The following is an 11,351-nucleotide window of genomic DNA, read 5'->3' as shown; positions in this document are numbered from 1 at the left end:
CCTATGATAGCAAAATATCGGCCCTCGCCGGTTATTATGGCTATACCGAGGTCAATAGCGACGGCTCGTTCTTCATCTCGAATAAGGGGGCTATCGTTGGTGTCAATTACACCGGCCAATATCGGTTTGGCCAAAATTATACGGGGACGGCCTATATCTCGCCCGATGTTACGCTTTACGGCGGCACGTTAAAATATCATTCGCTCAGTTCGGGCGACCACGACAATGCAACCTATTTCCTGGCGGAGGCGCGGGGCCTAATCGGCTATGACTTCGCCTTCACCAGCCTGCATCACGTTAATTTATTCACCGGCGCGGGTTATCGCTTCACCGGCAATTTTGACGACGGCAAAGTCACCGACCAAAATTACGCGGCATATGACCGTATCAATCACCTAGGTTATATTCCGGTGGGTGCGGGTTACAGTTACGGCAATGCCAACAGCGATTTTTCATTTGCGATACGCGGTGAATATGATATTTTTCTCGGCGGGTTACAATTGACCTATTACGAACCAACCGCCGCCATCCAATATCCAAACGGCCTTGGCACCACCGCGCTACTGTCTACGACGCCATTTCAGAATAAACAAACCACTGGCTATGGTTTTAAGACGTCTTTGTCATTGGCCTATAAACAATTTGTCCTGCAACCATTTTTCAATTATTGGGATATTGGGGTAAGCTCGGCGGTTTATTACAACCTGCCCTGCATAAACGATAATGGCACGACGATTGACTGTAAAGGCGGCACCGCTATCGATGGAAAATTATTACCGGTGCAATTTACCGAGCCCGCCAACAACACGATAGAGGCCGGGGCGAGCATCGGCTATAGTTTCTAATCAACCGTTGTTGTTTTGGTCGCGCACATTGCTATTGCTATTGTTATTGTTATGAGGTCGGCGACGGCTTGATTTTATCATTGCAATGTTGCAAAGCAGGCTTGTGAAAAAGATATTTTTTTTAATCATTCTGCTGGCGCAATTCATCTCGCCAGCTGTGGCACAAACCAGCGACAAAAAATTACAGGTCGTGGCCAGTCTTTATCCGGTTTATGATTTCACCAAGGAAATCGGCGGGGATAAGATTGCGGTGCGGTTGCTGTTACCCCCGGGGGTCGAGGCGCACCATTTCGACCCGACGCCAACCGACGTGCTAAGCATCAACCGCGCCGATGTTTTTACCTATGTCAGCGATACGATGGAACCCTGGGCCAAAAAAATTCTTGCCAGTTTAAACAATGGAAAATTAACCCAATTAACTATTGTCAACAGCGGCCGCGACGTAGCATCTGTCGGCAACGACCCGCATCTGTGGCTTGATTTATCGCGCGCACAGCAAATGGTAACCGCCATCGCCGATGGCCTGGCCACCGCCGACCCCAGCAATAAAAAATTTTACCGCGACCGCGCAAAAAATTATAACCGACAATTGGCGTTGCTGGATAATGATTATAAAAAAACCATCGCCACCTGCCAACAACGCGACATTATTTATGGCGGGCATAATACCTTTGGTTATTTGGCGCGGCGTTACGGCCTGACGACCAGCGCGGTTACGGGGTTTAGTGATGATGCCGAGCCAACCGCCAAGGGGCTCAAAAATATCATCGATAATGTGAAAAAAAATAATATCCATTATATTTTTTACGAGGAATTATCCGACCCAAAAATTGCGGTCAGTTTAGCGCGCGAAACCGGCGCGAAACTGCTCCTGCTTAATGGCGCGCATGAGGTCAGCAAAGACGACATGGTGGCTGGCGTTTCGTTCCTCACCATCATGAAGAACAACCTTAATAACCTAGCGCTTGGTTTATCATGCCGCCGCGCATAACCATGGATAAAATGGGCAAAAAAAAATTATCCAACAGCAAAACCACCAAGCCATTGGTGCGGGTCGATAACCTGTCGGTTGCCTATGGCGGCCAGGTCGCCCTGCGCCAGGTGTCGCTGACGATTGAACACGGCGATTTCATCAGCTTGATTGGGCCGAACGGCGCGGGGAAGACTACCTTGATTCAAAGCATGGTTCAGGCGTTGCAAGCCCATAACGGCGGTGATAAAAAAATTATATTTGATAAAAACAAACCAATCATCTTGGGTTACCTGCCACAACAGCAAAAACGGGTTAGCGATTTTCCGGCAACCTGTGGGGAGGTTGTTCTCCTCGGCCTGCTCGCCGGGCGCGGCACGCCAAAATTTATCACGCGCCACGACCATGAAAAAGTTGATACCAGCCTGCGCACCCTGGGCATCAGCCACCTCAAAAACAATATTTTTTCATTGCTGTCGGGCGGGCAAAAACAATTGGTCTTGCTGGCGCGCGCCCTGGTGGCTGGTGGTAATTTTTTGATTTTCGATGAACCGACCACCGCCCTTGACCCAAACGCGCGACAACATTTTTTGACCTTGCTCGGGCATCTTAATAAATTGCACCACACCACGATAATTTTTATCACCCACGATTTGGTCGACACCCAACCCTACACCAACAAAATTTTATACCTAGACCGCGATGTAAAATTTTTTGGCACGCCAACCGAATTCACCCGCGTCGCCAGTCGCCTTACCCCGCAACCGCATGATTCCATCACCTGCCACGACCACGCTTAAAAAAACACCATGGCACTATTGTTCGATTTTTTTCATTATGATTTTGTGTGGCGCGCGCTGATTGCCGGTGTGTTGGTTGCGGCCTGTTGCGCCGCGCTCGGCATGTTTTTGGTTCTACGCAATTTGTCGTTGATAAGCGACGGCCTGTCACACATCGGGTTTGGCACTATCGCGATTGGTTTATTTTTTGGCATTTACCCATTGTATGTTTCCTTGCCGCTGGTGATTGCGGCGTCGCTCCTTATTCTACGCCTCACCAAGCGCGGCACGGGCGATGCCGCCATTGGCATGGTATCGGCCATCGGTGTGGCGGTTGGCGTGATTGTTGCCTCGCTCAACCACGGGGTTAATGTCGACATGATGTCTTATCTGTTTGGCAATATCTTAACCATCAGCCCATTGGAAATGTGGTTGGCGGTCGCCCTGTCGCTGGTGGTGATGACGATGATTTATATTTTTTATTGGGATTTTTTCGCCACCACCTTTGACAATAATTACGCCGAGGCAATGGGGGTGAGGACGCTGTTTATCAACCGCCTGCTGATGATATTAACCGCGGTGGTGGTGGTGTTATCGATTCGCGTCGTCGGGGCGGTGTTGGTGTCGGCGTTGATTATTTTTCCCGCCATGACGGCGTTGCGGCTTTCACAACAATTTAAAATCGCGATGGGGTTGGCGTTGATGGTCTCGCTATTGTCGGTGGTGGTTGGCATGTTTGCCTCCTTTATATTCAACCTGCCGACTGGCGCAACCATTGTTGTCATCAATGGCGTGTTTTTCCTTGGCGCGGTTTTGTTGGGCCTCGCCCGCAAAAAATAAAAAAGAAATGGTGGGCGGTACTGGGATCGAACCAGTGGCCACTGCGATGTCAACACAGTGCTCTACCGCTGAGCTAACCGCCCACATGTAAATCAATCTTGCCTTAACAGATGGCGAAAAAAATCACAATCTTTTTGGCGAGGATTCTGGCCAAAAATAATTAGCCAAATTCTTTCGCGCCGACGATTAAATAATCCCACAGATAGGGGGCAAAACTGCTCCTGACCTGGATTTCGCATTCGTCGTCAAATTGCGTTAAAACAATCGACGCATTGGCGTAATGCGTGCTGACAACTTGGCCGGCGGTGAAAACCCGCTCGTCGGTGTCAAACGGCGACCCCTTGTTAAGCAAAAGAAAACGCGCCGACCCCTTCAACAAAATATCAAGGTAATAATCGGACACATCAACCAATCCATGGTGTTTGCCCTTTAATTCTTTACCAAGTTTTTCAATGATTTCCGCCGCCGCCCCCAATGGCAAATAAAGCAACCATTCGTCGGGCGACACCCACGATAGGCGATAATTTTTTCCCGCGCTGTAATGCAATGGTTGCGGCATGGCCAGGCCGACAATTTTTTTTACCGCCGCCGCCAAGGCCGATTTTTCGCCGCGCAAAATTATCTTATCGCGCGGTGGCACCACCGATAGCAATATATTGGCCGATTTGTATTCGTCGGCATGGTCAAGCAAGCTGTTGCGTTCGGGGTGCCATTTCTGGCCAAAGCCACCAACCAGGTGAAGTTTCACATCAGCCGGGGTGTTGGTGCGCCGCACCTTCTTCGCGCCGGCAAATATCTTTTGCGATACGTCGGCTTGATATCGGTTATCGTTATCTTGTTCGCTCATCATGTCATCCTCCGGTTTTCTTTATCCCAAAAAATTGGTTCGGTCACGGTAACGCGAATTGCCTTCTTGCCCATCACCGGCACCCATAATTCTTGACCGATAAGGTTGCGGCCATTTTTAATCAACCCCATGGCAATCGACCGACCGGCGTTCGGGCTGTCGTAGGCCGAGGTAACATAACCCACCATGTCCATCGGCGGCTTGCGTTTCAGGTTTTTCACCACCTGCGCCCCTTCCCTCAGCACGACCTTACCATCGCGCGGCAACAACCCAACCAAGTGGCGGCGGTCGGGGCGCGCCGTGTCGGGGCGATAGAGCGAGCGTTTGCCCAAAAAATCCGGTTTCTTTTTTGATATCATGCCGCCCAGGCCCAAATCGTCGGGCGTTACCATGCCGTCGGTATCTTGGCCAACAATGATATAGCCTTTCTCCGCGCGGAGGACGTGCATCGCCTCCGTGCCATAGGGGGTGATGTTGTATTTTTTCCCGTGTGCCATCAACCCCTGCCACAGGGCGCGGCCGTAACGCGCCGGCACGTTAATTTCAAAACTTAGCTCGCCGGTAAAACTGATGCGGAAGACCCGCGCCGGAATCCCCAGGATATTTATTTTTTTCATCGTCATGTGGGGGAAGGCCTCGTTATCGACATTGCTATCGCTGATTTCTTGCAACAACAGCCGGGCGTTTGGCCCAGCGATAGACGCCACCGCCCATTGCTCGGTAACCGATGTGCAATAGACTTTCCATGTCGGGTATTCGGTTTGCAACCATTCCTCCAACCAATTCATCACCCGCCCCGCCCCGCCGGTGGTGGTGGTCATGTGGTAATGGTTTTCACCCAAACGGGTTGTCACCCCGTCGTCGAACACCATGCCGTTTTCGTTCAGCATCAGGCCGTAACGGCATTGGCCGATTTTTAAATTATCCCAGCCATTGGTGTAAACCAGATTCAATAATTTTAAAGCATCCGGCCCCTGAATATCGATTTTGCCCAGGGTCGAGGCGTCGAGCACGCCCAACGAATCGCGGGTCGCCTTGACCTCGCGCATAACCGCCTGGTGCATGTTTTCGCCGGCGCGTAAAAAATACCACGGCCGCAACCAATCGCCGACATTTTCAAACACGACCTGCGCCTTTAAATGCTCGGGGTGCATGGCGGTTTGGCGCGATTGTTGGAACAACGTGCCAACATTATGCCCGGCCAGCGCGCCAAAGGTTTGCGTGCTGTAGGGCGGGCGGAATGTCGTGATGCCAACCTCGGGCACGCGGAGCCCCAAGTGATGCGCCAAAAAATGCAAAGCATTGAGGTTAGAGGTTTTCCCCTGGTCGGTTGCCATGCCGGTGGTGGTGTAACGTTTCAGCAATTCGACCGAATCATATCCCTCGCGCACCGCCAATTGCCAATCGGCCACCGTGACGTCATTTTGGAAATCGGCAAAATGCTTGGCCTTGCCATGGCCAATTGGTTTTTTGCCGGGCAAAATAAATATCGGCGCGGGGTGCAGGTCGCGTGGTTTTTCGCCAGCCGCCGGAAATTCCACCATCTGTTTGACGCCCAATTTTTTGAAAAGGTTTTTTAAATCCCCCGCCAATTCGCTTAAAGTAGTCGTGCCATTAACCCCGCCAACCACCTCGCAGGCCTGAGGGATTTTATCCGGCAGGAAGGCGCAAAGTTTTTCATCATATCGCAATTGGCCGCGCCCTTGGGAATAAAGATGCACCGTCGGCACAAACCCGCCGCTCATCGCCACCACATCGCATTCTAATGTCAGGGGCGACATTTCCTTATCAATCATCAACCCCATGCCGTTACCAAGCGCGCTTTGCATTTTTTTGCTCGCGTTTTTTTTGCTCGGCTTGTCGGTGTTCTCATCGCTATCGACCGCTACCAAACTATTGACGATAATTTTTTTGATACGCCTCATGCCGCCGGCCTCGCTGATGATATTTTCAATCGTCGCCCCCTCCAACACCCGGCCACCCATCGCCTTGACCTTCGCCATCAATGCGGCGCGCGGTGGCTCGGCACCCTGATGGGTCAGCTTCGGTCGCACATCAATCACCGACGCCATGCGACCGGCGGATAGCACCATTTTGGCCGCCTCGTAAACCGAATCATTGTTGGTGATAAAGGCGACATGCCGCCCGGGCAATACCGCGTAACGTTTTAGGTATTCGGCCACCGCGCCGGCCATCATAACCCCCGGCCGGTCGTTGTCGGGGAAGCACAACGGCCGTTCCAAACTGCCGGTTGCCAAAATAACTTGCTTGGCGCGGATTTTCCAAAATCGTTGGCGCGGCAAATGGCGAATATGGCGATGCGGCAAATGGTCGGTTACCTTTTCCAGCGCGGTTAAAAACTGATGGTCATAAAGCGCGGTGATGGTGGTGCGCGGCAGGAGCGTCACATGTTTGTAGCTGGATAGTTTTTTCACCACCTCGGCCACCCATTTCATCGCCCCCTTGCCATCGATGGTATCGCCCGATTGATGCAGGTAACCGCCAAAATGCCAATCCTCATCGGCCAGCAAAATTTTCTCGCCGGTTTTTTCGGTCGCCATCGCCAAATTAAGCGCGGTCAGCAAACCGGCCATACCGCCGCCCACCACCAAATAATCAACATGAATATGGCGCGTCGCGTAGCTGTCGATATCGGCGACGTTTTTTACCTTGCCCAAACCGGCGGCGCGGCGAATGAATGGCTCGTAAAAGCTTTCCCAAAAGCGACGTGGAAATTTAAATGTTTTGTAATAAAAACCAGCGGGAAAAATTTTGGCCAAAATGCCAGAATTCACCGCCAGCAAATCAAATTTCAAACTGGGGTAGCGGTTTTGCGACCGCACATGTTGCCCCATCACCAATTCCGACATGGTGGCACGGGCATTGACTTCCTCGCCGCCGCCGCCACTGCTGACGGTGACCAGAGCGTTTGGCTCCTCCACCCCCGCCGATAAAATACCGCGTGGCCGGTGATATTTAAAACTACGCCCGACCAAGCTTATACCCTGGCCCAGCAATGCTGAGGCAACGCTGTCGCCATAAAAACCGGTCAGGCGTTTGCCGTCAAAATCAAAGCCCAGCGGTTGGTCCTTTTGTATGCCCCAGCCAAATTCTTCGCTTTTTGGCAAACGATAAATATTTTGTTTCATGGTATTAACTTTTTTGTTTGGCGGTTGGTAATTTGTCGGTGATTTTATAAACCGCGAGGATTTCATCACTCACCGTGTGGCGCAACACATTGAACCATTTTCGGCAACCATGTTGGTGCATCCAACGTTCGCGGTGCAACCCCTTGGGGTTACTGCGAAAAAAAACATAATCGCCCCATTCTTCGTCGCTTAATTTTAACGAATTTTTTGGCCGCGCGATATGCGCCTCGCCATGGCACGTAAATTCGGTCATTTCGCGTAACCCGCAGTATGGGCATTCGATTTCAAACATAATTTATCTTTCCTTCTTTCTTTTTATCTCATCTCAATTATTTATTTCGCATGGTTAGTTGGACAGGTTGGCGCGCCATTTAATGCGCCACGGCGGCGGCGGCACCTTCATCCACCAAACTGCCGGTGTAAAAACGTTCGATGGAAAATGGTTTGGCGATTGGGTCCATTTCCTTACCGGCCAGCGAGCTGGCAAAAACATAGCCCGAACCCGGCGTGGCCTTGAACCCGCCGGTGCCCCAACCGCAATTGAAAAACAAATTCTCGACCGGTGTTTTGGCGATAATTGGGCTACGGTCGATGGTGACATCGACAATCCCGGCCCATTGGCGCAACATTTTTAGCCGCGACACGAATGGGAACAATTCGACCAACGGCGACATGATATGTTCGATGGAATTAAACGCACCGCGTTGCGAATAACTGATGTAGGGGTCAGACCCCGCCCCGACCACCAATTCGCCCTTATCCGATTGGCTGACGTAAACATGCACCGCGTTCGACATGATAACGCAATCGATAATTGGCTTCAGCGGTTCGGAAACCAACGCCTGAAGCGGGAATGATTCAATCGGCAGGCGGAAGCCCGCCATGTTGGCCATAACCCCCGAATGGCCGGCGGTCACCACGCCGATGCGCCCCGCCATGATTTTTTTGAGCTCCTTGCCTTGCCGCACCTCGACGCCCTGCGCCTTGCCATTTTTAATCAGGAATTTTGTAACCTCGGCATGTTGCACAATATCAACCCCAAGGTTCGACGCCGCCCGCGCAAAGCCCCAGGCCACCGCGTCGTGCCGCGCCGTGCCGCCGCGCCGTTGCAACAATGCCCCGACCACCGGGTAACGGCCATTCATGTTAAGGGTCGGCACCATCTTGCTGACCTGCTTCGGGTTTAGGTATTCGCTGTCGATGCCGTTCAGCCAAATGGCATGGCCACGGCGACCGATTTCTTGCATGTCATGCACATTATGCGCAATGTGGAGCAAGCCACGTTGCGAGAACATCACGTTGTAATTTAATTCGTTGCTCAAGCCCTCGAACAATTTGACCGACAATTCATAAATTTTTGCCGATTCATCCATTGTGTAATTCGACCGCACGATGGTGGTGTTGCGGCCGGTGTTGCCACCGCCCAGCCAACCTTTTTCAATCACCGCAATATTTTTCAAGTTATGTTTTTTGGCAAGGTAATAGGCGGTCGCCAAGCCATGGCCGCCGCCGCCGATGATGATGATATCGTATTTATCCTTGAGCGGCCGATTGGGCAGGGCGTTTTGCCAGCCCTCGTGGTATTTGAGCGATTCCTTAACCAGCGAAAAAATCGAATAGTTTTTCATGTAATTTTTATGGGCGTTTTATCTCTCAACAAATTATTTCTTATCGTAGCCCGCGGAATCAATTAAGGCATCAAGCCGTTCCGCCGGGTAATTTTTTTCCAAATCCGCCGCCAGATCGCTGGCAATTTTCTCCAAATCATCACCGCATTCGACTGGCGCGGATTTTTTCCATTCGGCAAGGTAATCATCGGTCGCATCGGCCTTACCCGCCATGGCGGCGCGGTCGATAGCCTTTTCAAATCGTTCGCTCAATTGTTTTTTCACCTGCGTGCCGCGCCGACCACCCGCCGAGACTATTACCTGCGACGGGATATCGCGCCAAAAAATAATTTGATATTGCGCCATTTTTTTTAAGTGTTTTCGTGATTTATATTATTGATAAATTCTTGGAGCAAGCCGTAACCGGTGAAGCGCCGTTCAAAGCTCAAAGCCATTTTTTTGCTAGCTCTTTCTGCCATCGATGTCAAGCCATCGTCGTCGGTTTGCGCCAGGTAAACCAATTTTTTATAATTGCCAAACATGGTTTGCAACAGCTCGGGGTGCTTGGCCAGGCCCATGCCCTGCCAAACCAATTCGTCAAAATGGCGCGCCAAATAATCGGTCAAAAAAAACGAACCCAATTCCTGCTCCATCATTTTTTCAAATTCATCCATGCCGGCAAAAAATTGGTAGCAATGTGCCCCCGGCAGACGTTGCAATTGTTCGTCGGCGATTAACTTATCCAGCAGGCCGCCGGTGCCGCAATCGGCGTAACCAATAAAAATGGTTTTGTAATCGGCTTTATTTTTATCGATGGTTTTTTTTAATTCGGGAACAATTTTTTGCGGGCTGTTGTGCAATATCGCCGGCAAGAATAACAGGTCGGTGCTGTTATCGCCCAGTTGCGCCAACAAAAATTTTATTTCCTTGGCCAGCGCGCCGCAGGCAATCACCAATTGCTTATCCCGTTTGGCGATGGCTTTCTTGGCGACCGATTTTTTGCTGACTTGCGTTAGGTTTTGCATAACCCCACTATATCAAAAAAAGCGAAAATTAGCACAAGAAATATAACCGCAATTCTTAACCATAAGCGCGAAATAATTGACAAAGCCGTGACGTCGGTTTATGGTTGATGGCAGATGCGCAGGCCTATCGGGCAAGGCATCTAAAAAAAAATTAGGAGGGACAAAATATGGGGACATTGAGACAGGTAGGGACAACCTATTCAAAAACCGCGGCCAAAATACCCGCCGCCGGCAAATATGCCAAAAAAAATAATACAAAAAAATTATCGGTAAGGGGGCGAAAATCAAGACGGGCCAGGGGCGTCCGGCTTGCCACCGCCATGGCGCGCGCCGTGAATATTGTGATGGCCATTGTCATCAGCGTTTTTTCGACGATTATTGCGGTCGGCCTATTTGCTTTGCTGGCTGTTTTATTTATCCCGCTTGGTTTGGTTGGGTTGTTGCTTGGCCTGATAAATATCGCCGCGGTTAAATTTACCAAGCGGAAACAGCGCGGCCTTAATTTTATGACATTGGCCATTGCCGGCTTGATATTATTACCCAGCAAGCAGGTCATGGCCACGGTCAAAAATGGTTTTTACCTAACACCCGTGGGCGGGGTTATTTTTGTCAACAAAAGTTTTATCAAGGGCGCCCGCAAAGATGCGATAGGCGGCGGTGGCGGCTTTGCCCTTGGCTATCAATTCGAGCACTTCCAATTCCAACTTGAAACCGGTTACCAATATTACCACCCACGGGGAACTTACAGCCAGGTCGAGCTGACCGCCGAAACATTTTTTACCAGCCGACAAACCATTCAAACCATATCGTTTGATAATAATGAAGGTTTCATCCCCATAACCTTTGGCATTAATTACACCATCTCGCTGACAAAAAACGATAACCTGCGCCTGACCCCCGGGGTTGCCGGCGGGTTATGGATTCACACCATCGCCAGCCGTTTATCAAGCGATACGCCCTTTGACTACTTCCTGGCCAACCAGCCCGATTTTTTGAATTACAAAATAACCGAATATCGCGGCCTTATCATGCCCAGCCTGTCGCTGGATTACGCCCCCACCGATAACCTGACAATAAAGTTGCTTGGAAAATTTTACCTTGTCCCGGGTGGCTACAGCGATTATTACAACCAGCACAACATCGACCTAGCCCCCTGTTGCATCAATTGGCAAAATTTTAATTCGCTATGGCAGGATCATTTTACCCCGTCCTATGAAATAATCACCGGCAGTTTTTGGTATGGCGCGTTTGATATCGGCCTGCAATATGTTTTTTAACGGCGCGTTATT

General features: G+C 50.6%; 11 protein-coding genes and 1 tRNA gene. 5 read left to right on the top strand and 7 right to left on the bottom strand.

Features of this window, described 5'->3' with window-relative positions:
• From QM529_03685 to QM529_03670, 4 genes are all read left to right on the top strand, one after another.
• Positions 1 to 845, top strand: an 845-nt coding sequence (locus QM529_03685) for a hypothetical protein (GenBank protein MDI9313764.1), incomplete at its 5' end; no start/stop codon positions are given.
• A gap of 103 nt (positions 846 to 948) precedes the next feature.
• Positions 949 to 1,836: a zinc ABC transporter substrate-binding protein gene (locus QM529_03680; protein MDI9313763.1), complete on the top strand. Its 888-nt coding sequence runs from the start codon at positions 949 to 951 to the stop codon at positions 1,834 to 1,836.
• The gene (locus tag QM529_03675) at positions 1,821 to 2,615 is read left to right on the top strand and encodes a metal ABC transporter ATP-binding protein (protein ID MDI9313762.1); all 795 of its coding nucleotides are present in this window, start codon (positions 1,821 to 1,823) and stop codon (positions 2,613 to 2,615) included. The genes QM529_03680 and QM529_03675 overlap by 16 nt, the downstream gene beginning before the upstream one ends.
• A 9-nt stretch (positions 2,616 to 2,624) precedes the next feature.
• Complete coding sequence (locus QM529_03670) at positions 2,625 to 3,434, top strand: metal ABC transporter permease (GenBank protein ID MDI9313761.1); 810 nt, start codon at positions 2,625 to 2,627, stop codon at positions 3,432 to 3,434.
• Between the two features lie 8 nt (positions 3,435 to 3,442).
• Here QM529_03670 and QM529_03665 read toward each other — a convergent pair.
• The 7 genes from QM529_03665 to QM529_03635 form a co-directional block, all read right to left on the bottom strand.
• Positions 3,443 to 3,517, bottom strand: a tRNA-Val gene (locus tag QM529_03665).
• A 77-nt stretch (positions 3,518 to 3,594) separates the two neighbouring features.
• Positions 3,595 to 4,284 carry a sarcosine oxidase subunit gamma family protein gene (locus QM529_03660; GenBank protein MDI9313760.1) on the bottom strand — a complete coding sequence of 230 codons (690 nt, stop codon included), beginning with the start codon at positions 4,282 to 4,284 and terminating at the stop codon, positions 3,595 to 3,597.
• Positions 4,281 to 7,430: a 2Fe-2S iron-sulfur cluster-binding protein gene (locus tag QM529_03655; GenBank protein MDI9313759.1), complete on the bottom strand. Its 3,150-nt coding sequence runs from the start codon at positions 7,428 to 7,430 to the stop codon at positions 4,281 to 4,283. The genes QM529_03660 and QM529_03655 overlap by 4 nt, the downstream gene beginning before the upstream one ends.
• A 4-nt stretch (positions 7,431 to 7,434) precedes the next feature.
• A complete protein-coding gene (locus QM529_03650) occupies positions 7,435 to 7,722 on the bottom strand; it encodes a sarcosine oxidase subunit delta (protein ID MDI9313758.1) in 288 nt (95 codons plus the stop codon).
• Positions 7,723 to 7,801: 79 nt separating this feature from the next.
• Positions 7,802 to 9,058, bottom strand: coding sequence for a sarcosine oxidase subunit beta family protein (locus QM529_03645; protein ID MDI9313757.1), 1,257 nt, complete (start codon positions 9,056 to 9,058; stop codon positions 7,802 to 7,804).
• Positions 9,059 to 9,091: 33 nt separating this feature from the next.
• Complete coding sequence (locus QM529_03640) at positions 9,092 to 9,403, bottom strand: virulence factor (GenBank protein MDI9313756.1); 312 nt, start codon at positions 9,401 to 9,403, stop codon at positions 9,092 to 9,094.
• A 5-nt stretch (positions 9,404 to 9,408) separates the two neighbouring features.
• Positions 9,409 to 10,062, bottom strand: coding sequence for a DUF1638 domain-containing protein (locus QM529_03635; protein ID MDI9313755.1), 654 nt, complete (start codon positions 10,060 to 10,062; stop codon positions 9,409 to 9,411).
• A 167-nt stretch (positions 10,063 to 10,229) separates the two neighbouring features.
• Between QM529_03635 and QM529_03630 the strand changes: the two genes are divergently transcribed.
• Positions 10,230 to 11,339: a hypothetical protein gene (locus QM529_03630; protein ID MDI9313754.1), complete on the top strand. Its 1,110-nt coding sequence runs from the start codon at positions 10,230 to 10,232 to the stop codon at positions 11,337 to 11,339.
• The last annotated feature ends 12 nt before the right edge of the window (positions 11,340 to 11,351 follow it).

Origin of the sequence: Hydrotalea sp. (genome assembly GCA_030054115.1) — a bacterium.
In the GTDB taxonomy this organism is placed as follows: Bacteria; Pseudomonadota; Alphaproteobacteria; order JASGCL01; family JASGCL01; genus JASGCL01.
This window is presented reverse-complemented; position numbering and strand designations above follow the sequence as displayed.

Excerpts from the sequence above, each read along its gene's own strand:
- QM529_03675 (MDI9313762.1), top strand. The coding sequence starts at position 1,821 with ATGCCGCCGCGCATAACCATGGATAAAATGGGCAAAAAAAAATTATCC.
- QM529_03670 (MDI9313761.1), top strand. The coding sequence starts at position 2,625 with ATGGCACTATTGTTCGATTTTTTTCATTATGATTTTGTGTGGCGCGCG.
- QM529_03660 (MDI9313760.1), bottom strand. The coding sequence starts at position 4,284 with ATGATGAGCGAACAAGATAACGATAACCGATATCAAGCCGACGTATCG.
- QM529_03655 (MDI9313759.1), bottom strand. The coding sequence starts at position 7,430 with ATGAAACAAAATATTTATCGTTTGCCAAAAAGCGAAGAATTTGGCTGG.
- QM529_03650 (MDI9313758.1), bottom strand. The coding sequence starts at position 7,722 with ATGTTTGAAATCGAATGCCCATACTGCGGGTTACGCGAAATGACCGAA.
- QM529_03645 (MDI9313757.1), bottom strand. The coding sequence starts at position 9,058 with ATGAAAAACTATTCGATTTTTTCGCTGGTTAAGGAATCGCTCAAATAC.
- QM529_03640 (MDI9313756.1), bottom strand. The coding sequence starts at position 9,403 with ATGGCGCAATATCAAATTATTTTTTGGCGCGATATCCCGTCGCAGGTA.
- QM529_03635 (MDI9313755.1), bottom strand. The coding sequence starts at position 10,062 with ATGCAAAACCTAACGCAAGTCAGCAAAAAATCGGTCGCCAAGAAAGCC.
- QM529_03630 (MDI9313754.1), top strand. The coding sequence starts at position 10,230 with ATGGGGACATTGAGACAGGTAGGGACAACCTATTCAAAAACCGCGGCC.